The organism is Kitasatospora sp. NPDC051170, assembly GCF_044455705.1.
Lineage (GTDB): Bacteria > Actinomycetota > Actinomycetes > Streptomycetales > Streptomycetaceae > Kitasatospora.
Map to the genome: position 1 here is coordinate 140,053 of NZ_JBITFA010000016.1, position 24,572 is coordinate 164,624.

The window sequence follows — 24,572 nt, forward strand, 5'->3', positions numbered from 1 at the left end:
GGCCTCTGAGAACCTCGACCTCCTTGGCCGTGGTCGGGATCGATCGATCCGCGTCAATTCGAAGTCGGACGTGTCCGGCCGAACACAGGAGGCTTTCCATGGCCAAGGGTTACTGGTCCAGTGTCTACCCCGCCATCTCCGACCCCGAGAGTCTGACTGCCTACATCGACCTGGCGGGTCCGGCCGTCCAGGCCGCGGGCGGGCGCGTCCTGACCCGTGGCGGCCGAGTCGTCGCCCACGAGGCCGGAATCACGGAGCGGGTCGTGCTGATCGAGTTCGACACCTTCGAGCAGGCGGTCGCGGCATACGAGAGCGAGGCGTACAAGAAGGCGCTGGTGGCGCTCCCGGACGGCTTCCAGCGCGACTTCCGCATCATCGAAGGCATCGACTGACCTGGGATTCGTGAGCGGGTCCGCCCGAATCCGATGGCGGATTCCTGAGGGCAGGCGCGAAACTGTGCCGGTACACCTCACGTGTACCTACTCCCTCAGCTGAACGGAAGCACCACCGATGACCCGTCCCGCGATACTCGACCTGGCCTGGTGGTGCGAGGACCCGGAACGGTGGGAGCTTCTGGAGTTCGACGGACGACACGATGATGACGGCCTGCCCGTCGACATCCGCTGGGAGGACCGGCAGCAGGTCCTCGAAGCCCTGATCCTCGCACCCGAACCCGGCATCGGGGACTTCGCCAGATACCTGCTGGTCCAGGAGACCGAGCACCACCGCCACTCCTGGGGCTTCAACCACAGCATCGAGCTCGCCGCCCTGTTGGTCGCCGAGGAGTGTCGGGTCGAGGACGTCTGGCTCCTGTGGAACGCAGTCTGCAGGAGCTTCGACACCTGGTGCGGGCTGCCGCACCGCCTGCTACTCGCTGCCGGCGTGGCCCGCACCTTCGAGTACGTCAGCGCCTCGGAGCATCCGCAGCGGGACAACCTCCTGGGCCATCTCAGGGAAATGGACGAGAGCACTGACGAGGAGGTCGCCCGGACGCTGACCGAGCGGCGTCGGTACTACAGCCGGATCCTGGACGAGCTGGCGGGTGAGTGAGACGTCGAAATCACCGTCCAGCGAGTAACAGACCCATCGCCCGGCAGAGCAGAGCCAACGGTCCTGGCGAATCACCCCAAGTGACCTGAAGCCGTCCGCAAGCGGGTGGCTTGGCCGGACAGATCCGATCGGATAGCTGTCCAGAAGGACGACAAGACGCCTGATAGTCGCCAACAGGAGCTACTTGGCAGTCATCCCTGGCGTTTCCTTCGGCGGATCGCCGACCGTCACATAGAGTGCGGTCGGCAGGGAGCCCGGGGGCCGACGTCACATCCAACCCTGGGCTCCCGCGCCCCGTCCCATGGGGATGGTGCGGCGCCTGGCCGGGCAAGGATGGGGCGCCGCACCGCTGTGGCACGTCCGGTGGGAGACCGTCAGGCTCGGTAGGTGAACCGGCCGAGGTAGTTCAGGGAACTGCCGAGCGGCCTGGCCACCACGTTGGGTGCGAAGACGCAGAGCGCGGCGTCAGCCGGCTCGGTCGACGTCACTTGCGGCAACCACTGGTCGGCGTAGGAGACATCCCGCAGAAGTACCCCGGGGACGACCGGGGCGAGGTGGCCGTCGTCCCGGGCATGAACGGCCTCGACGCACATCGGCTCCAGCTCGGCCGTTCCGGTCTCCCGCATGAAGGCGGATGGTTCTGCTTCCCCGTTCTCCGACCACCGCTCATCGACGTGGTCGCGGAGGTCTTCGACCGAGGTGAACCGTCCCCGGGAGAGGAAGACGTGCACCGCGTTGGCTTCTGTCACCCTCTGATCGTCTCCGAAACACAGGGGTTTCACCTGTGCCGGGGGCAGCGGTGCAGTGAGCTACTACGCCTGCAATCGGACGCCGATCCGGCGGCAATCGGGACCGCCGATACTCGGGGCGACCGGCCGGTGCCTCGACGCGGCCTGGGAGGCCATCGACGGCAACGGGACCAGGGCGCAGATCTGGGACTGCTACGGCGTGGGGCAGAAGAACCAGCTCTGGCGCATCTCCTGACCGATCCGGGGATCTGCCGACCGGAGCATGGTGCACCGGAAGTCGGCCGGGCCGACTTCCGGTGCACCACAGTGGCGGTTTCGGAAAATCGGTTGACCATCACACTGGTGGAAATGTTCGAGGATCTCATCACTGATCATCACCAACCAACGGGGAGAGCAGAGATGAGCGACCTGACCGGCAAGGTAGCCCTGGTCACGGGCGGCAGCCGCGGTATCGGGGCGGCCGTCGCGAGGCGGCTGGCGGCCGCGGGGGCGGCTGTGGCGCTGACGTATGTACAGGCGGGGGAGCAGGCGCGCGAGGTGGCGAAGGAGATCGAGGCGGAGGGCGGCACGGCGGTCGTGATCCAGGCCGACCTGACCGAGCCGTCCGCCGCTGCCGAGGCCGTGGAGCGGACGGTGCGTGAGCTGGGCCGGATCGACGTGCTGGTGAACAACGCGAGTTTCCTCGCGTACGGCCCGCTGGCGGAGGTCACGGCCGAGGAGTTGGACCGGGTCCTGGCCGTGGACGTCAAGGCGGTGTTCCTCGCCGCGCAGGCGGCGGCGCCGCACCTGGGCGACGGTGGCCGGATCATCAACATCGGCTCGTGCTTCAACGGCCGCGTCCCGGGCTCGAACTTCGTCCTGCAGGCGACGGCGAAGACGGCCCTGATCGGCCTGACCAAGGCGCTGGCACGGGAGTTGGGCCCGCGCGGGATCAACGTGACGACCGTCGACCCGGGGCCGATCGACACCGACATGAACCCGGCGGACGGCGACAGCGGCGACTTCCAGCGGGGCCTGACCGCACTGGGCAAGTTCGGCGAAGCGGAGGACATCGCCGCCGCGGTGGAGTTCCTGGCCGGCCCCGGCGGGCGGTACGTGACGGGGACGAGCCTGGCCGTGGACGGCGGCTACACCGCCTGACCGCCCCTCAGCAGCAGGCGCCCCGGCGGTCGCTCAGACCGCCGGGGCGTCGTCGGCGTTGAGCCCGTCCAGTAGCGCGAAGGCGCCAGGGGTAGCGGTACAGGACAGTCCACGTGTGCGCCCCCGACAAGGCATCGGCCGGCGGGCCCGAGATTGAAGCGAGCTCCGGCGACGGCCGCTGCGGCACCCTGCACCGGCCGCGTAGACCCTGCACAGGAAGTCGGCCGGGCCGACTTCCTGTGCACCACGACGCGGAGAGGCGCCCGCAGCAGCAGGCCCCGGCCAACGAGATCCTGCGGCAACGGTGATGGTGCGGCGCCCGGCCGGGGCGGGCCGGGCGGCGCAGGGCGCGGCCCGGGGGTGGGCACCCGCCGGGAGGCGGGTGGGGGGTGGATGGTGGGGAACGGTGGCGGGCGCTTGCAGCGGAGGGGATGGGGGCGCGGGTGTTCACCCGGCGGTGTTGAGGCTGTCCAGGAGGGCGAGGGCGTCGTCGACGGAGCCGGCCGGGTCGGGGATGGGGTAGAGGACGCCGCGGATGGTGCGTCCGGCGTCGAGGATCAGGGTGAGCCGCTTGAGCCGGTCGACGCCCGAGGCCCGGAAGGTCGGCAGGCGTAGCGCGGCGGCCAGTTCGAGCGCGGCGTCGGAGAGCAGCGGGAACGGCAGCCGGGCGTGTTCCGCGAAGGCGCCGAGCTGGTCGGGGCGCTGGGTGCTGACCCCGTACACGGCTGCGTCGCGGGCCGCGAACTCGTCCATGCGGTCCCGGTAGGTGCAGGATTCCAGGGTGCAGCCGGCCGCGCCGGGGATGTCGCCCCACCCTGGGGGGTGTCCGTTGCCGCCGGGGCCGCCGGGGGCGAAGGCGCCGGGGTAGCAGTACAGGACGGTCCAGGCGTGCGCGCCCGAGACGGCGTCGACCGGCTCGCCCGAGACCGGGACCAGCGACAGCTCCGGCAGCCGTCGCCCGACGAGGCCCATGACCCGCCGGGTCTCCGCGGAGTCGGCGGTGCTGGTGCCGGTGAGCGTCCCGTCACCCAGGACGTACCGCCCGCCCCAGTCCTGCAGGGCGACGAGTACGGGCAGCAGCCCGCGGCCCCGGTCGGTCAGGTGGTACTCGTAGCGCGGCGGGTGCGGGTGGTAGAGGCGCTTCTCGAGGACGCCGTCCGCGACCAGGGCTTTCAGGCGTTCGGTCAGCACCTTGCGGCTGATGCCGAGCCCGTTCTGCAGCGCGTCGAAGTGGTGGGTGCCTCCGGCGACGTCGCGCAGGAGCAGCAGGGTCCAGGTGTCTCCGACGACGCTCAGGGCCTGCGAGATCGCGCAATCCGGGTCGCCCGCTTCCGTGTACCGCATGATCACCCATTATAGTGAGTTCCCAAAAGGAACTTACTCGTCGACGAAGGGGTGGCCGTGACGACGGTGGCGGAGCGCGAAGATCAGGCACGGAACGAGGACACGGGCGTCTTCTGGCGCTACTGGGCCGCCTCCACGGTCACCCGCCTCGGCGACCAGGTGACGGCGGTCGCCCTGCCGCTGGTCGCCGTGGTCACCCTGCACGCCTCGGCGATCGAGGTCGGCCTGATCACCGCCGCCTCCTACGTCGCCTGGCTGGTGCTCGGGCTGCCCGCCGGCGTGCTCGTGCAGCGGCTGCCGCTGCGCGCCACGCAGGTGACGATGGACCTGATCCGCGCCGCCGCCGTCGCCTCGGTGCCGCTCGCGGCCGCGTTCGACGTGCTCACCCTTCCCCAACTGGTCGTCGTGGCACTGGTAGTGGGCTTCGCGAGCGTCCTGTTCGACGTCGGCAACATGACCTTCCTGCCGTCGATCGTCCCCAAGGAGCAGCTCACCGCCCGCAACAGCCTGATGTCCGGCAGCGTCGCCGCCACCGAGACGGCCGGGCCGTCGCTGGGCGGCGTGCTGGTCCAGCTCGTCGGCGGCGCGGCCTCGATGCTGCTCGACGCGGTGAGCTTCGTCGCCTCGGCCGCCCTGCTCAGCAGCCTGCCGCCGGGGGAGCGCCAGAAGCGCACCGAGGACCGTCCGGGCATGCGCGACCAGGTCCGCGAGGGCTGGCGGTTCGTCACCGGGCACCCGGTGATCAGGCCCTGCCTGGCGGACGCGACCGCCGTGAACTTCGTCTGCGGCGGCCTGATGGCGCTCACCCCGGTGTTCCTGGTCCGCACCCTCGACGCGCCCGCGGCCGCCGTCGGCGCGCTGATGGCCACCGGCGGGCTGGGCAGCGTCGTCGGCGCCGCCCTGACCCCGCGCGTGGTGGCGCGGTACGGCAGTGCCCGGGCGCTGTGCGGGGCGGCGGTCGTGGCGACGGTGTTCCTGCTGCTCCTCCCGCAGGCCGGTTCCGGCTGGGCGACGCTGGTGTTCGCCCTCGGCAACGCCGGGTTCTCCGGCGGCGTGGTGGTGACCGCGATCGTCACCCGCACCCACCGCATGGCGCACACCCCGCAGGAGCTGCTCTCCCGGGTGGTCGCCACCGTACGGTTCGTCTCCTGGGGCGCCATCCCGGTCGGCGCCGTCGCCGCCGGGGCCGCCGCCGAGGCGTTCGGCACCCGGACGGCGCTGCTGCTGGTCGCCGTGGCCGGGATCGCGAGCCCGGCGATCCTCTTCGCCAGCCCGATCCGCCGCCTGCACGACCTGGCCTGAGAATGCCGTGGAGCGGTCAGGACGGCCAGGCCGACCCCTTGATCACCTCGACGAAGTCCCCGCGCACGAACCCGGGGACGAAGTGGGCGAGCACATCCGCCTTCACATTGCCGAAGGTGGTGTCCGGGCGGCCCTGCACGCCCGCCGTGAACGCCTCCAGGATCCGGTTCTTGAAGTCCGGGCGCGGATGGACGGCGACCACGGCGGCGCGCTGCTCCTCGGTGAGGGCGTCGTAGCCGAGGCCCAGCACGTCGAGTTCCACGCCCCGGAGCACCAGGGCGACCTCCGGCGCCATGTGCAGCGGGATCTCGGGGGTGGTGTGCAGGGCGATGGCCGTCCAGACCCGGTCGACGGGCTCGCCGTCGAGGCCCTGCGCCCGGAGGAAGCGGCGGGCCTCGTCGGCGCCGTCGAGCTCGAAGCGCTGGTCGGTACGGCCGTAGCGCTCGGTCAGGCCCAGGTCGTGGAACATCGCGGCGACATAGAGGAGTTCGGGGTCGTAGGCGAGCCCCTGTTCGGCGCCGCGCAGGGCGCCGAACAGGAACACCCGGCGCGAGTGGTCGAACAGCAGCGGCGAGGCGGCGTCCCGTACCAGCTCGGTGGCCTCGCGGGCCAGGGCGCTGTCGGGGATGCGGACGCCGGCGACGGTCTCGGTCATGGCGGTGGGGTCCTTTCGAACGGGCTCTCACGGGCGATCTCGGCACCTCCACCCTCGCCCGGCGGCGTAGGCTCGGGCCATGTCCGTACAGACACACACCCCACGGATCGGGACATGAAGCGCCGCGTCGCCTTCCTCGTCTTCGACGGCGTCACGCTGCTCGACGTCAGCGGGCCCCTGGAGGTCCTGCACGTGGCCCGGGCGTACGAGACGGTGCTCGTCTCCCCCGGCGGCGGGCCCGTCACCGCCTCCAACGGCGTCGTCCTCGGCGCCACCACCGCACCGGACGGCGCCGGCCCCTTCGACACCCTGGTGATCGCCGGCGCCGACCACCTCGCCACGGAGGGCCCGGGCGAGGAACTCCTCGCCGCCGCGGCACGGCTCACCGGGCGGGCCCGCCGCGTCGCCTCCGTGTGCAGCGGCGCCTTCGTCCTCGCCGCGCTCGGCCTCCTCGACGGGCGCCGCGCCACCACCCACTGGCGCCACGCCCGTACCCTCGCACTGCGCCACCCGCGCGTGCGCGTCGAACCGGACGCCCTGCACCTCGCCGACGGCCGCTTCCACACCAGCGCCGGCATCAGCGCGGGCATCGACCTCGCCTTCGCGCTCGTCGAGCACGACCTCGGCGCCGAGACGGCGCGCGGCGCGGCCCGCGAACTGGTCGTCTTCGTCCAACGCCCGGGCGGGCAGTCGCAGTTCTCCACCGCGCTCGCCACCCCGCCCGCCCGCAGCGGCCTGCTGCGCACCCTCACCGACGCCGTCCTGGCCGACCCGGCCGCCGACCACGGCCTGCCCGCGATGGCGGCGGCGGCCGCCGTCAGCACCCGGCACCTGAGCCGGCTCTTCCAGGCGGAGCTGGGCACCACCCCGGCCCGCTGGGTGGAGCGCGTCCGCCTCGACCGCGCGCAGCAGCTGCTCCTGGACGGGCACGGCGTCACCTCCGCCGCCCGCCTCAGCGGCCTCGGCAGCGACGAGACCCTCCGCCGCGCCTTCGCCCGCCACCTGGGCACCACCCCGAGCGAGTACCGGGCCCGGTTCAGCTCCACCAGGGAGCCCTGACCAAGGCGGCGCGCCGACCCGACCGGGTCAGCGGCGGACGGCCTTACGGGCGCGCCGGGCGAACCGGTGGGCGCGCTGGACGGCGACGAAGCCGCCCATCGAATCGGTGAGCGTGAGGCGGTACTTGAGCCGCAGCCGGCCGTTCAGCTCGGCGACGCGCTCGGGGCCGATGGCCTCGACGAGGCGGCTGACGTTGCGCTGGTAGGCCGCGCGGTAGGCGCGGTCGCCGTCGGGGACGGACCAGAAGAACATCGGGATCTCCTCGACCAGGCAGTTGTGGTCGTAGGCCCGCAGGTACTCGGTGAACTTCGGCTCGGGCCGGGCGAGGAGCCACTCGCGGACGAGTTCCATCGAGCGGACGCGGTCGACGACCCCGCGCGGGTCGGTCTTCTTCTGGGTGATGGACAGATCCCCGTCCTCGCGGACGCGCCAGTGGTAGATCGGCTCGGAGATCACGTCGACGTGGTCGGCGAGGAAGTGGTGGGGCACGCTGACCGGGGCGTCCTCGTACAGGATGCCCTCGGGGTAGAGGATGCCGGCGGCGTCGAAGAAGGAGCGCCGGTAGACCTTGTTCCAGGCGGTGCGGTCGGTGACGAGGGCGGGCAGTTCGCTGATGTGGGTGCGCAGCCGGGTCTCGCGGAAGGGGCGGCGGTGGCCGTGGGAGGGGCTGAGGCCCGTGGTGCGCAGGCGCATGGCGTTGCCGGTGGCGAAGGCGGAGCCGGTCTCGTCGAGGGTGCTGATCATCAGACGGTAGGCGTGCGCGGGCACGACGTCGTCGCTGTCGACGAAGGTGAGGTAGTCGGTGCCGGGGGTGAGGTGGCGCCAGCCGGTGTTGCGGGCGGCGCCGAGGCCCTGGTTGTCCTGGCGCACGAGCCGGAAGCGCCGGTCCTCGGCGGCGAACTCCCGGGCGATGCGCGGGCCGTCGTCGGTGGAGCCGTCGTCGACCATGACGCACTCGAAGTCGTCGAAGGTCTGCGCCGCGATCGATTCGAGGCATTCCCGCAGGTAGCGCTCGACGTTGTAGATCGGGACGACGACGGACAGACGCGGGGCCATCAAGGACCTTTCGCTCGGCGGGTCGACAGCGGGGCCGGCAGCGGGGTCGGCGACCGCTCGGCGGCGGAGTGGTCCGGCGGCCGGACACGACCGTGTACGACCGGCGACGGCCGGTCACCGGCGGTGGCCCGAGCGTAGGGACCGTGCACGACCGTCCGGCGAACTCCAGGTGACGCCCGGACTTCGCGGCGGTGAGGCGGCCGTGTGCAACGTCAACCATACGGGTCAATGCGCGGCCCCCGCCCGCGCCACGCGCGCCGGTGCCCCGGACCGCCCGACCGGTCCGGGGCACCGACGGGTCAGGGCCTCAGGCGGACTTGACCGCCGCGAAGCGCTCGGAGACGTCCTGCCAGTTGACGACGTCCCACAGGCGGGTGACGTAGTCCGGGCGGACGTTGCGGTACTGCAGGTAGTACGCGTGCTCCCAGGCGTCGAAGGCCAGCAGCGGGGTGCTGCCCTGGCCGACGTTGCCGTGGTGGTCGTAGACCTGCTCGACGATCAGGCGCTGACCGAGCGGCTCCCAGGAGAGGATGCCCCAGCCGGAGCCCTGGACGCCGGTGGTGGCGGTCGAGAGCTGCTTCTTGAACGCCTCGAAGCTGCCGAAGTGCTCGGTGATGGCGTCGGCCAGCTCGCCCTCGGGGCGCTCGCCGCCCTCCGGGGAGAGGTTCTGCCAGAACAGCGAGTGCAGCACGTGGCCGGACAGGTGGAAGGCGAAGGTCTTCTGCAGCCCGACCAGGCCGCCGAACTGCTCCTTGTCGCGGGCCTCGGCCAGCTGCTCCAGGGTGTCGTTGGCGCCCTTGACGTACGCGGCGTGGTGCTTGGAGTGGTGCAGCTCCAGGATCTCGGCCGACATCGCCCGCTCCAGCGCGGAGTAGTCGTACGGGAGGTCGGGAAGCGTGTAGGTGCCCATCAGGACACGGCCCCTTTCGGCTGGTTGAACGGTCGTGATCGTGCCAGGTCTCACACTATTGCGTATGGGTTGCAAGAACGAATAGCAGGCTCCTGCGTATTCCGCCCCACGCAGTGGATCTTTCGGCGGATCCGTCCGTGGATCCGCCGGTGGATCCGTCCGCGGGCCTTTCGGCGGACCTGTCAGTGGATCTTTCGGCGGATCTGTCGATCGATGACAAACCGATGCCGTCCAGGGCCTTCCCGTAGCCGTGCACCATGTGCCATTTTACATGTCACACATTTAACGGCCGTGCCCCCAACCCCACGGCCACGACGGCCTCCGGAGGCCCCCACCCATGCGTCCCTCTCGCATAGCGAAGGCGAACGCGCGCAGACTCCCTGCGCTCGGCGCCGCCTTCTTCCTCGCAGCCGGCCTGTTCGCACCCCAGGCCCACGCGACCCCCACCCCCTCCTCCCCCTCCCCCACCGCGGCCAAGTCCCCCACGGCCACGCCCCGCTCCATCCCCGTCCCCAAGTCCCCGGACACCCCGCGCGACGCCCGCCCGCTCGCCTCCGACGCCCAGGCGAAGCACAACGCCCCGGCCGCGGGCAGCGCCGCCGGAAAGCACGTCGCGTCACGGCAGTTGGCCGCCGCCACGACCTGCGACGCGTCCGGATTCACCGGCAAGACCGGCGCCGCGCTCGTCCAGCAGATCAAGTCCTCCAGCCTGGACTGCGTCAACACCCTCTTCCAGCTCACCGGCAACGACGCCAAGGCCGCGTTCAACGAGGCCCAGATGGTGACGGTCGCCAACGCGCTGCGCGACACCGCCGCCACGTACCCGGGCGACAACTCCACCTCCGCGGGCCAGCTGGTGTACTTCCTGCGCGCCGGCTACTACGTCCAGTGGAACAACGCCGACGCCGTCGGCACGTACGGCACCGGCCTCCAGAGCGCCATCCGCGGCGCCCTCGACGGCTTCTTCGCCGCCCCGCACAGCAAGGACGTCACCGACGCCAACGGCGCCACCTTCGCCGAGGCCGTCACCCTGATCGACAGCGCCCGGGAGAACGCCCGCTACACCGGCGTCGTCAAGCGGCTGCTCGGCGACTGGACCACCTCCTGGCCCGCCTCGATGACCGCCGCCGTCAGCAACACCGAGACCGTCATCTCCCGCGGCTTCGAACTCCCCGAGTTCACCGCCGCGCTGGCGGCCGACCCGTCCTTCGCGACCTCGATCTCCTCCTTCGTCACCCGCAACAGCGCGGTGATCGACGGCGGCGACATCGTCACCAAGATCGGCATGGACCTCGGCAACTACGTCGCCGACCCCGTGCTGCGCGCCCAGGGCCGCCCGGTCGTCAAGGACCTGATCAACCGCTACCCGCTGGTCGGCAAGACCGGTCCGCTCACCATGAACCTGCTCTGGTTCACGGAGAAGAAGGACACCGGCAACTGCTCCTACTACGGCACCTGTGACCTGCCGGCCAAGCTGGTGCCGCTCGTGCTCACCAACAACCACGTCTGCAACGCGAACCTGAGCATCCGCTCCCAGAGCATGACGGACCAGCAGTTCGCGGACACCTGCACCAGCCTGATCAACCAGGACGCGTTCTTCCACAAGATCGTCAAGGACAACGGGCCGGTCGCCAACGACCGCAACACCAGCCTCGAGGTCGTCGCCTTCGACGACTACTACAACTACAGCCTCTACGCCTGGGAGATGTACGGCATCGACGTCGACAACGGCGGCGACTACGAGGAGGGCCGCCCCGACCAGGCCGGCAACCAGGCCCGGTTCATCGCCCACCAGGCGTCCTGGCTGCGCCCGACGTTCCAGATCTGGAACCTCAACCACGAGTACACCCACTACCTCGACGGCCGCTACGACATGTACGGCGACTTCGAGGCCGGCACCAGCACCCCGACCATCTGGTGGGTGGAGGGCATCGCCGAGTACGTCAACTACAGCTACCGGGGCGTGCACTACGACGCCGCCGTCGCCCAGGCCGGGCTGAACACCTACAAGCTGAGCGACCTGTTCGACACCACCTACGCCAACTCCAACCAGGTCCGCACCTACAACTGGGGCTACCTGGCGGTTCGTTACATGCTCCAGTCGCACCCGCAGGACATGACCGCGCTGTTCGCCAAGTACCGCGTCGGTGACTGGGCCGGTGCCCGCACCCTGCTCAAGACCACCATCGGCACCTCCTACGACGCCGACTTCGCCACCTGGCTGAAGGCCTGCGCCGCCGACAACTGCGGCTCCCTGCCGGTGGACCAGGCCCCGCTGTGCAGCGCGGCCGACACCCGCACCTACGACAAGAACTGCCGCCGCGACAACGTCGCCGCCACCACCGGCAACTACAGCTACAGCTTCCTGAACCTGCCCGCCGGCGTGAAGCAGCTGACCATCACCACCACCGGCGGCACCGGCAACGCCGACCTGTACTACAACGGCCCGACCTGGGCGACCACTTCGGCCTACCAGGCGAAGTCCGCCACCTCGGGCAACGCCGAGACCCTCACCATCACCAACCCGCCCGCGGGCTACGTGTACTTCAGCCTGTACGGGCAGCAGGGCTTCAACGGGGTCACCGTCACCACGACCTACAACTGATCCCAACGCGCAAGGGGCCCCGCGTACTTGCTACGCGGGGCCCTCCCCTGTCTCCTGCCCTGTCTCCTCCCCAGCCCCCTCCCCTTCCTCCTCCCCCGCCCGCCAGACGACCAGCGGCGGGCGCACGGCCGCGCACAGCGGATGCCCCTTGACGTCCGTCAACCCGAGCCGCGCCACCAGCAGACCGCTCACCGCCGCCGCCTCCACGGTCTCCCGGTCCACGGCCTCCAGCATCAGCTTCGCCCGCCGGAACATCGACCGCCCCTCCCCCGCAACCTCGGCCCCCACCCAGCTCAGATAGACGAACCGCCCGCCCGGCGCCCCCTGCACGTACCGTCCGGTGACGTCCGGACGACCGTCCGGCAACCGCTTCACCTCGCACTCCAGTGCCCAGCGCGCCGAGGCCGCGTCCCCGGGCTGCGGGTCCAGCAACTCGGCCGGGCGGCCCCGCCGTTGGACGGCGACGTGCACATCCTCGTACGCCGGGAACCCCGGCCCGCCGACACAGGTGCGCCCGGGCAGATCCGTGGCCTCGATCCTCAGCTCCATGACCGCCATTGTCGCCTGCCGCTCTCCGCCACCGGCCGCCGTCGGCCGAGAAATCCCTTGGCGTCGGCGCCGCCCGTTCGGCTAGGTTGGCGGTCATGACGACCGGGACGGCCTTGCGCCACTCACGAACTGGCGACCCGGCACTCCGTTGACGGCGGCTCGGGCTCCTCCTTCGTCGTGTTGGACCACGGTTCCACGCATCCACCACGACAGGAGACCTCCATGCCCACCACCACGCTGCAGATCCCCACCCCGGACGGCCCGGCCGACGCGTTCGCCGCCTTCCCGGACGGGGGCGGGCGGCACCCCGGGGTGCTGATGTACCCCGACGCCTTCGGGATCCGGCCCGTGATCCGGGAGATGGCCCAGGAGTTGGCCTCGCACGGGTACTACGTGCTCGTGCCCAACTACCTCCACCGCGCCGGCTCCACGCCGGTGATCGAGATCCCCTCCTACATCGGCGGGGAGGAGCGGGAGGCCGTCGTCGCCCGGGTGATGCCGCTGATCATGACGCACACCCGGGAGCAGTCCCTCACCGACGCCGAGGCGTTCCTCGGGTTCCTGGCCGCACGGCCCGAGGTCGCGCCCGGCCCCGTCGGGGTGACCGGCTACTGCTTCGGGGGCCTCGTGGCCGTACGCGCGGCCGCCGCGCACCCCGAGCGGGTGGCGGCCGTCGCCGCGTTCCACGCCCCCGTGGCGGCGGACGGGCCCGAGACCTTCGAGCGGCTCACCGCGAAGGCCCACTTCGGGCACGCGGCAGGGGATGTGACGCCCGAGGCCCTCCAGGAGCTCGACCTGGCCCTCAAGGCCGCGGGCGTCGACCACACCTCCGAGATCTACCCCGACACCCAGCACGGCTTCACCATGGCCGACACCGACGTCTTCGACGCCGCCGGGCTGCGGCGGCACTGGGACCGGCTGCTGCCGCTGCTGCGCACCGCCCTGCGCACCGCCCTGACCAGCGGCTGACGGCACGGGGCCGAGGGTACGGGACTGACGGTACGGGGCGGGCGGCCGTGGTGGCCGCCCGCCCCGCGGCTCAGTCCGCCGTCCCCCGCTGGGCGGGGACGCCCCGGTCCCGCTGGAGGTCGAGGAGTTCACGGAACAGCCCGTCCGGGCGGGCGGCCAGCTCCGCCCAGGTGCCGGTCTGGACGATCCGGCCCCGGTCCATCACGATCACCCGGTCCGCCACCGCCGCATTGGCGATGTTGTGGGTGACCAGCAGCGTGATCCGGCCCGGGGCGAGGGAGCGCAGCGCGTGCAGGATGCGGTGCTCGGCGCGCGGGTCGAGGTCGGAGGTCGGCTCGTCCAGGATCAGCAGGCCCGGGCTGCGGACCGTCCGGTACAGCGCCCGGGCCACGGCCGCGCGCTGCCAGCCGCCACCGCTCAACTCCGCGCCGCCCCACCAGCCCTGGGCGAGCAGGGTGCGCCAGCCCGAGCGCAGCCGGGCGACGATCTCGTCGAAGCCCGTACGGGCGGCGGCCCGCTCGACGTCGGCCATCACCTGGTCGGTGAGGTGGCCCAGGTGGACGTTCTCGGCCGCGCCCAGCGGCCAGCGGGCGAACTCCTGCGGCACCCGGGCGACCCGGGACCACATGCCGTCCGCGTCCAGTTCCTCCACCGGCACGCCGTCCCAGGTGATCCGGCCGGACTGCGGCAGGTAGAGGCCCGAGAGCAGCTTGAGCAGGGTGGACTTGCCGCTGCCGTTCTGCCCGATCACGGCGACGATCTCCCCGGCCCGCAGGCTCATGCTCACCCCGGCGAGGGCCGGTTCCTGCTGCTCGCCCGGGTACGCGTGGACCAGGTCGCGCACCTCCACGCGCTGCGGGGCGGCGGGCACCACCGAGCCGCGCCGGATGCGGTGACCGCCGGCCTCGTCGAGGAAGGTGAAGTAGTCATCCAGGTAGAGGCCCATCCGGTAGAGCCGGGCACCGTTGCCGACCAGGCCGTGCAGCCCGGTGGCGGCCGTGCGCAGGCCGAAGGTGGCGGTGCCGGCGGCGGCCAGGTCGATCCGTCCGCTCGCGACCAGGTAGAGCAGCGCGCCCCAGATCAGCGCGCTGCCGGCGCCGGTGCCCAGGGCGGCCAGCAGCGAGACCTTGGTGGCCTCCCGGGTGGCGCGGTCGGAGGCGGCGACGATCTTGGCCTCGGCGCGGCGGTACTTGGCCATCAGGAAGGGCGGCACCTGGTCCGAACGCACCTGGTCGGCCCGGGTCTTGTCGATCAGGAACCAGCGGTAGACGCGCAGCGCGCCGCGCTCCTCGTTGGTGGTGACCGCCGCCAGGTAGTGGATGCGGGCGGTGCGCACGGCCCCGACGCCGGTGGGCACCGAGCCGAGCAGCAGCAGCGGCACCAGCCAGGGGTGCAGGGTGGCCAGCACGCCCGCGGCGGCGGCCAGCGAGACGGTGGAGGCGATCACGTCCTGGGCGGTGGAGAGCAGGTCGGGGGTGGTGGAGGAGCCCCGGTCCGCCGCCTCCCACTGCTCGTTGTAGGCGGGCTCGTCGTAGGCTTCCAGCTCGGCCTCGCACCCGGCGGCGATCAGGGCCAGGCCCTCTCTTTCGGATGTTGTCGGATGAGCGGGCGGCGTTGGGGTGCGTGCATCGGCGGTGCCGAGGAGGGAGTAGATGCGGAGCATCGGCGACTGACGAGAAGCCGGCGAGGTGCGTGCCCCGGCGGCGCCCGCCCGGCAAGATCCGAAAGAGAGGGCCTAGCTCCGCCTCCCGGGTGATCCTGGGCGAGACCCGGCCGGAGAGGCCGACCACGGCGATGCCGAGGACGGCGCGCAGCGCGGCGGAGGCGGTGAGCAGCGCTAGCGAGGGCGCGGCGGTGCGCAGGTGGTCGGTGACGGGCCCGGCGACCAGCAGGGCGTTCAGCGTGCCGGTGGTGGCGTACAGCGCCAGCGCGCCGAAGACTCCGGCGAGCGCCTGGCAGACCAGCAGCAGCGCGGTGGAGGTGCGGTCCGCCGCCCAGGCCAGGCCCAGCGCGCGGCGCACCAGGTGGGGCAGGCGGCGCATCATCGCGCTCGCGGACATGGAGGCGGCCGCGGCGGCCCTGCGGTCGCCGGGGTAGCGCAGGCGCAGCTCCTCCTCCTGCCCCTTCTCGTCCTCGGGCTGCGCGGGGTGCTCGGGATTCTCGGCTTTGTCGGGGTTCTCGGCCTTCTCGGAACGCACGATCTGCTCGGACACAGTGCTCCCTGTTCCCTGGTACGGCGGCCTCGCGGCCGGGGCGGGTCCGCACGCGGGCAGCCCTGATCGCCCGAGGGACGACGGGAGTTGGTCGACGGGAGCTCAGGGCCGCCGGTGCGGACCCCGATCCTGGCAGCGCGGCGCGGGGCCTCCCGGCGTGTCTTCACCGGTCTCACTCGATCCGGGCGATTCCGTGTCGGGGACGGCGGGTTGGTGGCTTTCGATCATCGGGAGGGTCCTCGATGTTCGATTCCGTACCGGTCTCTCGGTCAGCGCGGGGGCTCCAGCCTGAGCAGGGCCGGGGTGGTCTCCGGCGCGGCCAGGCGCAGCAGGCCGTGGCCGATGCCCGCCAGGCCGACCATCAGGGAGGGGCTGTGGGCGCCGTGCGGGAGGCCGCAGACGAAGCCCCGGTCGTCGAGGGCGTCCAGTGTGGCCCCCGCCCGGGCCAGGGCGGGGCGGCGCCAGGCGGGGCCGGCGAGGAGGAGGGTGTCGAGGTTGCCCAGGTCCCCGTGGCAGAGGGAGAAGTTGGAGCCGAAGCCCTCGCGCAGCACCGTCCCGGCGGCGGTGTCGCGTTCGGCGAGCAGGGCTTCGGCCGCCTGGGGCAGCAGCTCGGCGAGTTCGGTGCGGGCGAGCGCGACCCCGGCCGCGCCGTGGCACCACAGGGCGGGGTAGCCGGGGGCGTCGGGCCCTCCGTCCTCGCGGACGTCGCGCCAGTTGCGGGCGCCGGCGTCGTAGAGGGTGCGCTCGTACGCGACGGCGGCGAGGGCGAGTTCGGCGGGGCGGGCCTCGCCGAGGCGGTGGGCGGCGTGGGCGAGGGCCCAGGCGATGCCGGAGCCGCCGTGGGCGAACCCGGCGAGCGGGCGGGTGACGGTGCCGGCGAGGGAGGCGGGCAGCCAGCCGACGCCGCCCTCGGGGTGCGGGAGGGCGGCCTCGGCCAGGCGCTCGGCGCAGGCGGCGAGGGCGTCGGTGACGGCGGGGCCGGGGCGGACGGCCTCCCAGGCGAGCAGGCCCCCGATGGTGCCGGCGTTTCCGGCGACGAGGTCGTGGTACTCGTCCTCGGCTGCTGTGGCGGCGACCCTGCGCAGGACCGCCTCGGCCAGCTCCTCCAGCTCGGAGTCCGGTTGGTGGGCGGCGAGTTGGGCGAGGGCGTAGAGCACGCCGCCCGTCCCGGCGAGGCCGCCGCCGAGGCGGTCGGCCCGGCGGCGGACCTGATGGCGCAGGGTGGTCTCGGCGGCGGTGGCGGCGGAGCGGTGTCCGGACTCGCCGGTGGCGAGGGCGAGTTGGTGCAGGAAGAGGGTGACCCCTGCCGTACCGCTGTAGAGGTCGGGGCCGAGTTCGGCGGGTGCCCAGCGGCCGGGCGGGGTCCAGTTGGGGCCCACCCAGGCGAGGTCGGCCTCGCCCCGGAACGCCTCGCCGAGGAGCAGGCCGGAAGCCTCGACGGCCTTCGCCAGGGCCCGTTCGGCCAGCTTCTCGGTGCCGGACTCCCGGGGCGCGGAGGCCACCGCGGCCGGGGAGCGGCGCGGTTCGCGGGCGCCGTCCGCCGTGGTCACCGACAGGCGCAGCAGGCGCAGTTGGCGGGCGAGGTCCTCCTCGCCGAGGGCGTCGACCTTGGCGAGGGCGAGGTCGAGCACCGGCCGGTCGGTGGCTCCGGGGACGGCGGCGCCGGTGCCGGTGCGGGCCTCGGTGCCGTCGGGGCGGATGGTGAAGACGGGCACGTCGCCGCGCCAGAGGTCGGCGCGTTCGTGGTCGAGGTAGGCGAGGGCGTGTTCCTCCCAGGCGGCGAGGGCCCAGAGGCGGTCGAGGTGGCGGTCCTGGTCGAGGCCGTCGCGCAGCAGGTCGGGGTGGCAGGCGGTGGCGAGCAGGCTGCGGTACTCGAAGGTGTCGCGGCGCAGCATCCGGGTCTCGTCCGGTCCGAACGCCCGGACCAGCGCGCGCACTTCGGCCTTGTGGTCGGCGAGCAGCCGGTACGCCTCGGTGAAGCCCGCTTCCAACTCCTCGACGTGGTCGGCCAGTCGGAGCCTCTGCCCGGCAGGGACGGGGCGGCTTCCGGGCGCCTGGACGGGCATGCGCCGGTACTCCAGCCGGAGTTGGTCGGTGCCCTGGTCGACGAGCACGGGCGCGGGGCGCGGCGGCAGGCTGTCCGGGTCCCAGCCGAGGGCGGAGAGGTCGGCGCCGCCGTTGCCCTCGTCCCACATCCGTTCGGGCAGCAGGCCGGAGCGCAGCACCGAGTGCCGGGCCTGGTAGCGGGCGAGGCGTTCGGCCCGGGAGAGGTCCTTCTCGGGCTCGGGCAGGTCGGGGTGGAGCACGGCCTCCAGGTCGATCAGGACGGGCTGGTCGCGGACGGCCAGGAGGTTCTGGGCGTGGCAGTCGACGGCGTCGAGGACGTACAGCAGGGCGGCGAGCGCCCCGGCGCGGTGGTAGAACGCGCTCAACTCGGCGTCGTCGCGCGCCGGTTCGGCGGTGACGAAGGCGACCCAGCCGTAGCCGTCGCGGCCGAGGTGGGTGAGGTCGTGCAGCGGCAGGGCCAGCTTGGGGTTGAGCCAGTGCAGCAGGTGCTGGAAGTGGGTCTCGGCGCCGAGCGGGCGGGGCTTGTAGACGATCCGGGTGCCGTCCTCGAAGCGCAGGCAGCTGACGGTGGCGCCGCCCCGATGGGGGTCGCCCAGGCCCGTGGCGAGTTCGGCGAGGCGGCCGGGCGGGCGGCCGCCCGCGAAGGTGGCGGTGAGGGCGGGGAGGTCGGCGGCGAGGCGGCGGTAGAGGGTGAGGCAGGTGTCGGCCCACTGGTCGGCGCCGGTGGCGAGGCGGTGGGCGAGCACGGGGTAGTCGGCGAGGAGGCGGACGGACCGGTCGGGTGCGGTGAGCCGGTCGAGGAAGTCGCGGTAGCGCGCCTCGGGGGTGTCGCCGGTCAACTCGCCGCCGAGGCGGGCGATGTGGAGCTCCGTGATGACGGTGCGGACGGCACTGGCGTGGGCGGCCCCGGTGAGCGCGGGCAGGACGAGGGCGGCCAGCTCCTCGGGCGTGCCGAGCGGGGCGAGGGCCGGGAGCGCGGCGAGGCCCGCGCGCAGCCGGTCGCGGGCGGCGGCGAGGGCGGGGGAGGCGATCCGGGCGAAGGCGTGGTCCTCGGGGACGTCGAGGATGTGCCCGGCCTCGAAGGCGTCGGCGAGGCGGACGGCCCACTCGGGGGTGGCGAGGCGGTCGGCGAGGGAGTCCGGGCTCTCGGCGAGCAGGGCCAGCAGCCCGGCCTGGTCGAGGCCGTCGGCGGCGAGCCGGCGGTCGAACCAGCCGGGCCGGTCGAAGGGCGTCTGGGCGCGCCAGCGGTCGAGGACCCGCCGTGCGCGCTCCCGGTCCCGGTCCGTCCCCGAACCGGCGGGGGCGGTTCCCCGGGCGGCGAGCGGGAGGGCCCGGACGGCGGCGCGGCGGAGTGCGGACGTGTCGACCACGGGTGGGGCGGCCTTCCTGTTCGATGCCGGATGCGCTGTTCTCTGCCGGACGCGCCGATCGGTGCCGGACGCGCCGATCGGTGCCGGACGCGCCGATCGGTGCCGATCACGCCGATCGCGCCGATCACGCCGATCGGCGCCGGATGCGGGTCCGGCGGTGCGGCCCGCCGGGCACGCACCGCCGGGTGTGCGGGCTCAGTAGGCGCTGCACATCCGCCAGCAACTGGACGGGTACTCACAGGTGTTGAGCTGCTTGCCCGCGCTCACGTACACCTCGTCCGCCGGGTCGCCGGCGGGGTGGGCGCCCTGGCCGGTGCCGAGGCCGAGGCGGAAGTCCTCGTCCCGGAGCGCGCGGACCTGCGCGGTGGTGGTCGGCATGTCGAATCCTCCCGGCTCAGAAGCTGCAGACGTGCGCGCAGCTGCTCCAGCCGCCGCAGGTACCGGACTTGACGGCGGCGGTCACGTACAGCTCGTCGGAGAGGTCGCCGGCCGGGTGGGCCTCGCCTCCCTGGGCGAGGGTCAGCCGGAAGTCCTCGTCCCTGAGCGCGCGGACCTGGTCGGCCGTGGGCTGCATGGTGCCTCCTTCAGACGGTCGGTACCGGCACGGTCGTGCCGCGCCGGATACTCGCACCGCCCCACCGGGCGCACCAGGGTCACGCCGCGGGCCGTACAGGATTTCGGCCACGATCGAACTAGCGCCCCTCCACCACCCTCGACCTGCCCGGCGTCCTGTCACGGCGGCCGCCGGGGAGTGCCGCCGTCGCCGCCGGGCGCCGTACACCTGGCCGGAAACCCGGTGATACGACAGCCATGACCCGGCCTTCACGTTTGAACGGTCCGGCCCGGGGCAGCACCCGCCTCCTGTGGCCGCGCCGGGCACGGCGGGCCAGGATGGAATCCACCCCTGCCCCGGCCCGATCGGAGTCCGATGAGCGACCGCCACCACGTCGTCCTGCTGACCTTCCCGGACGCCACCGGCTGGCGCCCGGCCTTCGAGGAAGCCCGGCACCTGCCCGGCCTGCGGTTCGCGGCGGCCATGGAGCGCAGCACCGAGGGCCTGCTCGAGGTCGAGGACACCTACACCAAGGGCGCCGGTGTGGCCACCGTCGGCTCGGGCGTGCTGGGCGGCCTGGTCGGGCTGCTCGGCGGCCCGGTCGGCGTGCTGCTCGGCTTCGCCGCGGGCGCGGCGCTCGGCAACGCCGCCGAGGAGCGCGCCGCCACCGAGGGCGGCGCGGCCCTGATCGTGCTCTCCCCGCGCGTCCCGGACGGCGGGGCGCTGATCGCCCTGGAGGCCGTCGAACACTCCCCCGAGCCGGCGGACGAGCTGGCCGCGAAGCACGGGGCCTCGGTGGAGCGGCTCGACGCGGACGCCTTCGCCGAGGAGGTCAAGGCGGCGGAGGAGGCTGCGGAGAAGGGCTAGCACTACGCCGGTAGTGGCACTACTTCCGTAGTGCCACTACCGGCGTAGTTCCCACCCCACCACCCTCAGGTCATCCGGTACAGCACGGGCATCGTGCCCACCCGGTTGACCAGCAGGTTCTGCTGCACGTACCCCCGGAAGCTCGGCCGGCTCACCTGCCGCAGCAGCAGCCCCAGTGCGCTGGTGTCCCAGCGGGCGTGGTTGACGAACACGTAGTCCGAGTCGGTGCCGTCCAGCGGTTCGAGCAGGGTGGAGTTGTCGAGCCCGGTCTTGCGGACGTACCAGCCGGCCAGGTGGTCCCACAGCTCCAGCGCCACCGCGCGGTCCTCGGCGACGAAGTGGTTGAACAGGAAGAGCCCCGCCCGGCTGTGGTCCACCGCGCCGAGCGAGCGGGTGCAGCGCGCCCGCAGTTCGTGGGTGTCGGAGGCGGCGGCGGTGAGGGTGGCCCGGAGCTCCCCGTACGCCTCGCCCCCGGTGACCGGGCCGAGGTCCTCGGGGGTGTCGGTCTCGACGAGGACGGCGACGTCGAAGCGCGCCTGGTGGAACTGCGGCTGTCGGGCGTAGCCGCCGGCCGGCGGCACCACCAGCGCCCGGTAGACGGTGACCCGCCGCACCGCCGGGTGCCCCTGCAGGGCGGTGGCCAGCGGCTTGAGCCGGTCGAGCAGGGCGCTGCGCGCGGGGACGGTCCGGACGAGGGGCGGCCCGCTCGGCGGGGCCACCGCGCCGGCCAGGTGCAGGTAGCCGTTCGGCGGCGGGTCGACCAGCGTCGCGCGGGGGTAGGCGGAGTTCGGGTTGAGGAGTTCGAACCGCATGATCGCTCCACGGACGGGGAGGCGGGTGGCGTCCCCCCTTCGGGTCGCCTACCCGCCTCCCGCCCCGCCAAGCCCCGGCACGCGGCCTACTCCGCCCGCAGCGCGTCCACCGTCCGCGAACGCGCCGCCCGTACGGCCGGGAGCAGGGCGCCGAGCAGGGCGATCAGCACCCCGCCGAGGGCGAGGGCGGTCAGCAGCGGGGTGCCGAACACGTCCAGGGCTTCGGCCGGGAAGTTCAGCCCGGCGGAGTGGCCCATGGCGGGCACGGTGAGCCCGTGCAGCAGCAGCCCCGCGGGCAGGCCGACGGCTCCGCCGACGGCGCCGACCAGCAGCACCGAGGAGAGGACGACGCCGGCGGTCTGCGCCGGGGTCATGCCGAGGGCCTTGGTGACGCCCATCTCCCGGGTGCGTTCGCGGATCTCCAGGACGACGGTGTTGAACACCCCGAGCCCGGCGACGAGGACCAGCAAGGCGGTCAGCGTCGCGGTGAGGGACTTCAGCGCCAGGATGGAGTCCGCCGAGTGCGTCTCCGGCTCTCCGGCGGTCAGGCCCTGCGGGGCGAGCGCCGCGCTCAGGGCGGCGGTGTAGCGGGCCTGGTCGGTGCCGGGCCTGAGCTCGACGAACCACTGGTACGGCGCGGGCGCCGTCCCGGCCGGGTAGCTCGCGGCGTCGGTGAGCAGCTCGTCGGTCTGGGTGTGCGGGTCGAAGACCTCGCCGACGAGGCGGACGGTGACGGTCCGCCCGTGGGCCGTGAAGCCGACCCGGTCGCCGACCTTCAGCCCGGCCTCGGTGAGGAAGGTGGAGGGCGCGACGGCCTCGCCGGGGCCCTGGAACCAGCGGCCGGAGACCATCTTGTACCCCGCCCGGGAGGAGTCGCCCGCGAAGGCGGTGACGGTGGTGGCCCCGGCGACCCCGGGGACGAGGACGTCCTCGGTGCCGATGCCGTAGGAGGCGCCGGTGCCGGGCTGGGCGGCCAGGGCGGAGTTCACGGCGGCGTTCACGGCGGCCGGGTCCGGCGGGGGCGTCGACGACGACGCTTCGGGCGGCCCGTGCGGACGGACGGCATGGACGACCACGCCCTCGGTGCCGTGGTTCTTGGCCCCCTGCACCCAGGACATCGTGCCGCCCATGCCCACCGCGAAGGTCGCCGCGGCCGTGCCGAACAGCACGGCCGCGAGCATCCCGGCGGCGCGGGCCGGGCGGGCGAACGGCTGGGCGAGGCCCAGGCCCACCGGCCGTGGCAGCGGCAGCCGGGCGGTCAGCGCGGCCACCCGCCGGGCGAGGGCGTCGCGCCGGGTGGCACCCGCCGTACGGCCCACGGCCAGCGCGTCGACGGTGCGCAGCCGTCCGGCGCGGGCGGCGGCCGCCCAGGCGACCAGGGCGACGAGGGCGAGGGTTCCGCCCGCGACGGCCGCGTCCACCCCGGGGGACAGGGCCGAGGCGTTGGTGCCGTACAGCCGGCCGGTGGTGGCGAGGACCGGGATCGTCAGCAGGTTGCCCGCCACGACCCCCAGCCCGGTGCCGATCCCCGCCGGGAGCAGCGCCTGGGCGACGTAGGCGCGCACCACCTGGGCGGGGGTGCAGCCGAGGGCCTTGAGTACGCCGATCCTGCGGGTGGCGGTGCCGACCGCGCCGGCCACCACGTTGCCCGCGACCAGGACGGACATCGCCAGGCCCAGCAGGCCGAAGGCGACCATGAACGGCAGGAACAGCGCGGTGTTGCGGTCCGAGCCCTGCTTGGCGTCGAGCCAGGACTGCGCGCCGGCCAGCGCCCCGGCGGGGGCGGCGGCGGCCACGGCGGCGCGGTCGGCGTCCATCGCGGCGGTGGTGGAGGCGTCGGTGAAGCGGTAGAGCATCTCGTAGCCGGGGGTGGTGCCCGGCGCGGTGAGGGCGGCGAGGCCCTCGGGCCGTACCCAGGCGTCGGCGGTGCGGCTGACGGACCGGGCGAAGCCGACGATCCTGAGGGTGGGCGCGCCCGGCAGGCCGGGCAGGCGCAGGAGGTCGCCGAGGTCCACGTTCAGGTCGCGGTACCCGAGGTCGATCACCACCTCGCCCGGCTCCTTCGGCCAACTCCCCTGGTCCAGGGTGACGTTGTCGACCTCTCCGGCGGGCTGGGCCCGGCCGGCGACCGTCATCGGCGCCATCGACATCCCGGCCGGGACCGGCACCTTCGGCGCGACCGGCTCCGGGTCGACGGTGACGGTGCGGTACGGGCCCGCCGTCTGCGCCACGCCGGGCGCGTGGGCCGTGGCGGCGAGCTGCTCGGCGCTCGCCCGGGAGCCGTCGAAGCGGGCGGTGAGGTGGGCGCCGTGCTGCCCGTCGAAGGCCCGGTCGAAGGGCGCCTGCGAGGCGACCAGCAGCGAACCGCCCAGCACGGAGCAGGTGGTGGCGACCATGGCGGCCAGCCCCACCGCGACCGTCTGTGTCCGCCGCCTGCGCACCCCGGCGCGGACCACCCTTCCCAGCGGGCTCATGCCGCGATCACCGAGGAGCCCGCCGCAGGGTCCGCTTCGGCGGTGCCCGGCGAGGGGTCCGCCGCCGAGTCCGACTCCACCCGGCCGTCGCGCATCCGCACCGTGCGGGTGGCGCAGTCCCGGGCCAGCGCCAGGTCGTGGGTGACCAGCAGGATCGTCTGCCCGTCCTGGTGCAGCTCGCGCAGCAGCTCCTTGACGTCCTCGCCGGAGGCGGAGTCCAGCGCCCCGGTCGGCTCGTCCGCCAGCAGCAGCGCCGGGTCGTTCATCAACGCCCGGGCCACCGCGACGCGTTGGCGCTCCCCACCGGAGAGCCGCCCGGGGTGGGCGCGGGCGTGGCGTTCGATGCCGAGCGACTCCAGCAGCTCCCCCGCCCGCCGCCGGGCCTCGCCGCGCGGGACTCCGGCGAGTTCCCCGGCCAGCATCACGTTATCCGCCACCGTCAGGTCGTCCAGCAGGTTGAAGAACTGGAACACCATGCCGATCGTCCCGCGCCGGAAGCGCGCCGAACCCGCCTCGCCGAGCCGGTCCACCCGCGTCCCGGCGACGGTCACCGTGCCCGCGCTCGGCCGGTCCAGCCCGGCCACCAGGTTGAGCAGCGTCGACTTCCCGCTGCCGGAGGGCCCGAGCACGGCCACCGACTCCCCTGCCCGCACCGTCAGCGACACCCCGTCCAGGGCCGCCCGCGCCCCCTCGTAGTGGCGGCTGACGCCGCTCAGTTCGATCACCGGCTCGCTGCTCATGTCCCCGCTCCTCAGCTGCTACGGGCCCGTCCCGGCCCGTCTCGACGCGTCTCGTCCTGACTCGACTCGACCTGACGGGGACGAAGGT

23 protein-coding genes are annotated in these 24,572 nt (G+C 73.4%); 10 read left to right on the plus strand and 13 right to left on the minus strand.

Features of this window, described 5'->3' with window-relative positions:
* Positions 1 to 98 precede the first annotated feature (98 nt).
* Entirely contained in the window at positions 99 to 392 is a 294-nt protein-coding gene (locus ACIBCA_RS29535) for a DUF1330 domain-containing protein (RefSeq protein ID WP_396286067.1), read from the plus strand.
* Positions 393 to 510: 118 nt separating this feature from the next.
* Complete coding sequence (locus ACIBCA_RS29540) at positions 511 to 1,050, plus strand: hypothetical protein (RefSeq protein WP_396286068.1); 540 nt, start codon at positions 511 to 513, stop codon at positions 1,048 to 1,050.
* A 374-nt stretch (positions 1,051 to 1,424) separates the two neighbouring features.
* On the opposite strand, the gene ACIBCA_RS29545 is transcribed toward ACIBCA_RS29540, so the two are convergent.
* Positions 1,425 to 1,781, minus strand: a complete 357-nt coding sequence (locus ACIBCA_RS29545) for a hypothetical protein (RefSeq protein ID WP_396286069.1) — start codon at positions 1,779 to 1,781, stop codon at positions 1,425 to 1,427.
* Between the two features lie 73 nt (positions 1,782 to 1,854).
* Between ACIBCA_RS29545 and ACIBCA_RS29550 the strand changes: the two genes are divergently transcribed.
* Both ACIBCA_RS29550 and ACIBCA_RS29555 read left to right on the plus strand, forming a co-directional pair.
* Positions 1,855 to 2,034, plus strand: a complete 180-nt coding sequence (locus ACIBCA_RS29550) for an RICIN domain-containing protein (protein WP_396286070.1) — start codon at positions 1,855 to 1,857, stop codon at positions 2,032 to 2,034.
* A gap of 164 nt (positions 2,035 to 2,198) precedes the next feature.
* Positions 2,199 to 2,939, plus strand: coding sequence for an SDR family NAD(P)-dependent oxidoreductase (locus ACIBCA_RS29555; protein WP_396286071.1), 741 nt, complete (start codon positions 2,199 to 2,201; stop codon positions 2,937 to 2,939).
* Positions 2,940 to 3,386: 447 nt separating this feature from the next.
* Here ACIBCA_RS29555 and ACIBCA_RS29560 read toward each other — a convergent pair whose 3' ends face one another.
* Positions 3,387 to 4,283 (minus strand): winged helix-turn-helix transcriptional regulator, encoded by an 897-nt coding sequence (locus tag ACIBCA_RS29560; protein WP_396286072.1) that lies wholly within the window; start codon positions 4,281 to 4,283, stop codon positions 3,387 to 3,389.
* A gap of 57 nt (positions 4,284 to 4,340) precedes the next feature.
* Here ACIBCA_RS29560 and ACIBCA_RS29565 point away from each other — a divergent pair, with 57 nt between their 5' ends.
* On the plus strand, positions 4,341 to 5,585 hold the full coding sequence (locus ACIBCA_RS29565) for an MFS transporter (protein WP_396286073.1): 1,245 nt from the start codon (positions 4,341 to 4,343) through the stop codon (positions 5,583 to 5,585).
* 16 nt (positions 5,586 to 5,601) lie between these two features.
* On the opposite strand, the gene ACIBCA_RS29570 is transcribed toward ACIBCA_RS29565, so the two are convergent.
* Complete coding sequence (locus tag ACIBCA_RS29570) at positions 5,602 to 6,240, minus strand: HD domain-containing protein (RefSeq protein WP_396286074.1); 639 nt, start codon at positions 6,238 to 6,240, stop codon at positions 5,602 to 5,604.
* A gap of 114 nt (positions 6,241 to 6,354) precedes the next feature.
* Here ACIBCA_RS29570 and ACIBCA_RS29575 point away from each other — a divergent pair, with 114 nt between their 5' ends.
* On the plus strand, positions 6,355 to 7,299 hold the full coding sequence (locus ACIBCA_RS29575; RefSeq protein ID WP_396286075.1) for a GlxA family transcriptional regulator: 945 nt from the start codon (positions 6,355 to 6,357) through the stop codon (positions 7,297 to 7,299).
* Positions 7,300 to 7,326: 27 nt separating this feature from the next.
* Here ACIBCA_RS29575 and ACIBCA_RS29580 read toward each other — a convergent pair whose 3' ends face one another.
* Together ACIBCA_RS29580 and ACIBCA_RS29585 are read right to left on the minus strand one after the other, a co-directional pair.
* Complete coding sequence (locus ACIBCA_RS29580) at positions 7,327 to 8,355, minus strand: glycosyltransferase family 2 protein (RefSeq protein ID WP_396286076.1); 1,029 nt, start codon at positions 8,353 to 8,355, stop codon at positions 7,327 to 7,329.
* Between the two features lie 307 nt (positions 8,356 to 8,662).
* Positions 8,663 to 9,265 carry a superoxide dismutase gene (locus ACIBCA_RS29585; protein WP_031071611.1) on the minus strand — a complete coding sequence of 201 codons (603 nt, stop codon included), beginning with the start codon at positions 9,263 to 9,265 and terminating at the stop codon, positions 8,663 to 8,665.
* Between the two features lie 337 nt (positions 9,266 to 9,602).
* Between ACIBCA_RS29585 and ACIBCA_RS29590 the strand changes: the two genes are divergently transcribed.
* Positions 9,603 to 11,870: a M9 family metallopeptidase gene (locus ACIBCA_RS29590; RefSeq protein ID WP_396286077.1), complete on the plus strand. Its 2,268-nt coding sequence runs from the start codon at positions 9,603 to 9,605 to the stop codon at positions 11,868 to 11,870.
* A 30-nt stretch (positions 11,871 to 11,900) separates the two neighbouring features.
* Here the strand turns inward: ACIBCA_RS29590 and ACIBCA_RS29595 are convergent, their stop codons facing one another.
* Positions 11,901 to 12,419, minus strand: coding sequence for a DUF5990 family protein (locus ACIBCA_RS29595; RefSeq protein WP_396286078.1), 519 nt, complete (start codon positions 12,417 to 12,419; stop codon positions 11,901 to 11,903).
* A gap of 222 nt (positions 12,420 to 12,641) precedes the next feature.
* Here ACIBCA_RS29595 and ACIBCA_RS29600 point away from each other — a divergent pair, with 222 nt between their 5' ends.
* Complete coding sequence (locus tag ACIBCA_RS29600) at positions 12,642 to 13,388, plus strand: dienelactone hydrolase family protein (RefSeq protein WP_396286079.1); 747 nt, start codon at positions 12,642 to 12,644, stop codon at positions 13,386 to 13,388.
* Positions 13,389 to 13,458: 70 nt separating this feature from the next.
* Here the strand turns inward: ACIBCA_RS29600 and ACIBCA_RS29605 are convergent, their stop codons facing one another.
* On the minus strand, positions 13,459 to 15,051 hold the full coding sequence (locus tag ACIBCA_RS29605) for an ATP-binding cassette domain-containing protein (RefSeq protein ID WP_396286081.1): 1,593 nt from the start codon (positions 15,049 to 15,051) through the stop codon (positions 13,459 to 13,461).
* Positions 15,052 to 15,215: 164 nt separating this feature from the next.
* Between ACIBCA_RS29605 and ACIBCA_RS29610 the strand changes: the two genes are divergently transcribed.
* Positions 15,216 to 15,485 (plus strand): hypothetical protein, encoded by a 270-nt coding sequence (locus ACIBCA_RS29610; RefSeq protein ID WP_396286082.1) that lies wholly within the window; start codon positions 15,216 to 15,218, stop codon positions 15,483 to 15,485.
* Between the two features lie 385 nt (positions 15,486 to 15,870).
* On the opposite strand, the gene ACIBCA_RS29615 is transcribed toward ACIBCA_RS29610, so the two are convergent.
* The 3 genes from ACIBCA_RS29615 to ACIBCA_RS29625 all read right to left on the minus strand — a co-directional run bounded on the left by ACIBCA_RS29615 (position 15,871) and on the right by ACIBCA_RS29625 (position 19,612).
* Positions 15,871 to 19,038, minus strand: coding sequence for a type 2 lanthipeptide synthetase LanM family protein (locus ACIBCA_RS29615; protein ID WP_396286083.1), 3,168 nt, complete (start codon positions 19,036 to 19,038; stop codon positions 15,871 to 15,873).
* A 195-nt stretch (positions 19,039 to 19,233) separates the two neighbouring features.
* The gene (locus ACIBCA_RS29620; protein WP_396286084.1) at positions 19,234 to 19,416 is read right to left on the minus strand and encodes a hypothetical protein; all 183 of its coding nucleotides are present in this window, start codon (positions 19,414 to 19,416) and stop codon (positions 19,234 to 19,236) included.
* A 16-nt stretch (positions 19,417 to 19,432) separates the two neighbouring features.
* Entirely contained in the window at positions 19,433 to 19,612 is a 180-nt protein-coding gene (locus ACIBCA_RS29625) for a hypothetical protein (protein ID WP_396286085.1), read from the minus strand.
* Positions 19,613 to 19,966: 354 nt separating this feature from the next.
* Between ACIBCA_RS29625 and ACIBCA_RS29630 the strand changes: the two genes are divergently transcribed.
* Entirely contained in the window at positions 19,967 to 20,458 is a 492-nt protein-coding gene (locus tag ACIBCA_RS29630; protein ID WP_396286086.1) for a histidine kinase, read from the plus strand.
* A gap of 65 nt (positions 20,459 to 20,523) precedes the next feature.
* Here ACIBCA_RS29630 and ACIBCA_RS29635 read toward each other — a convergent pair whose 3' ends face one another.
* The 3 genes from ACIBCA_RS29635 to ACIBCA_RS29645 form a co-directional block, all read right to left on the minus strand.
* Entirely contained in the window at positions 20,524 to 21,270 is a 747-nt protein-coding gene (locus tag ACIBCA_RS29635) for a hypothetical protein (protein ID WP_396286087.1), read from the minus strand.
* Between the two features lie 86 nt (positions 21,271 to 21,356).
* The gene (locus ACIBCA_RS29640) at positions 21,357 to 23,744 is read right to left on the minus strand and encodes an FtsX-like permease family protein (protein WP_396286088.1); all 2,388 of its coding nucleotides are present in this window, start codon (positions 23,742 to 23,744) and stop codon (positions 21,357 to 21,359) included.
* Positions 23,741 to 24,484, minus strand: coding sequence for an ABC transporter ATP-binding protein (locus ACIBCA_RS29645; protein WP_396286089.1), 744 nt, complete (start codon positions 24,482 to 24,484; stop codon positions 23,741 to 23,743). The genes ACIBCA_RS29640 and ACIBCA_RS29645 overlap by 4 nt, the downstream gene beginning before the upstream one ends.
* Positions 24,485 to 24,572: the final 88 nt, after the last annotated feature.

Excerpts from the sequence above, each read along its gene's own strand:
- ACIBCA_RS29575 (WP_396286075.1), top strand. The coding sequence starts at position 6,355 with ATGAAGCGCCGCGTCGCCTTCCTCGTCTTCGACGGCGTCACGCTGCTC.
- ACIBCA_RS29560 (WP_396286072.1), bottom strand. The coding sequence starts at position 4,283 with ATGCGGTACACGGAAGCGGGCGACCCGGATTGCGCGATCTCGCAGGCC.
- ACIBCA_RS29580 (WP_396286076.1), bottom strand. The coding sequence starts at position 8,355 with ATGGCCCCGCGTCTGTCCGTCGTCGTCCCGATCTACAACGTCGAGCGC.
- ACIBCA_RS29605 (WP_396286081.1), bottom strand. The coding sequence starts at position 15,051 with ATGCTCCGCATCTACTCCCTCCTCGGCACCGCCGATGCACGCACCCCA.
- ACIBCA_RS29630 (WP_396286086.1), top strand. The coding sequence starts at position 19,967 with ATGAGCGACCGCCACCACGTCGTCCTGCTGACCTTCCCGGACGCCACC.
- ACIBCA_RS29595 (WP_396286078.1), bottom strand. The coding sequence starts at position 12,419 with ATGGAGCTGAGGATCGAGGCCACGGATCTGCCCGGGCGCACCTGTGTC.
- ACIBCA_RS29555 (WP_396286071.1), top strand. The coding sequence starts at position 2,199 with ATGAGCGACCTGACCGGCAAGGTAGCCCTGGTCACGGGCGGCAGCCGC.
- ACIBCA_RS29620 (WP_396286084.1), bottom strand. The coding sequence starts at position 19,416 with ATGCCGACCACCACCGCGCAGGTCCGCGCGCTCCGGGACGAGGACTTC.
- ACIBCA_RS29590 (WP_396286077.1), top strand. The coding sequence starts at position 9,603 with ATGCGTCCCTCTCGCATAGCGAAGGCGAACGCGCGCAGACTCCCTGCG.
- ACIBCA_RS29600 (WP_396286079.1), top strand. The coding sequence starts at position 12,642 with ATGCCCACCACCACGCTGCAGATCCCCACCCCGGACGGCCCGGCCGAC.
- ACIBCA_RS29625 (WP_396286085.1), bottom strand. The coding sequence starts at position 19,612 with ATGCAGCCCACGGCCGACCAGGTCCGCGCGCTCAGGGACGAGGACTTC.
- ACIBCA_RS29645 (WP_396286089.1), bottom strand. The coding sequence starts at position 24,484 with ATGAGCAGCGAGCCGGTGATCGAACTGAGCGGCGTCAGCCGCCACTAC.
- ACIBCA_RS29535 (WP_396286067.1), top strand. The coding sequence starts at position 99 with ATGGCCAAGGGTTACTGGTCCAGTGTCTACCCCGCCATCTCCGACCCC.
- ACIBCA_RS29540 (WP_396286068.1), top strand. The coding sequence starts at position 511 with ATGACCCGTCCCGCGATACTCGACCTGGCCTGGTGGTGCGAGGACCCG.
- ACIBCA_RS29570 (WP_396286074.1), bottom strand. The coding sequence starts at position 6,240 with ATGACCGAGACCGTCGCCGGCGTCCGCATCCCCGACAGCGCCCTGGCC.
- ACIBCA_RS29635 (WP_396286087.1), bottom strand. The coding sequence starts at position 21,270 with ATGCGGTTCGAACTCCTCAACCCGAACTCCGCCTACCCCCGCGCGACG.
- ACIBCA_RS29640 (WP_396286088.1), bottom strand. The coding sequence starts at position 23,744 with ATGAGCCCGCTGGGAAGGGTGGTCCGCGCCGGGGTGCGCAGGCGGCGG.
- ACIBCA_RS29585 (WP_031071611.1), bottom strand. The coding sequence starts at position 9,265 with ATGGGCACCTACACGCTTCCCGACCTCCCGTACGACTACTCCGCGCTG.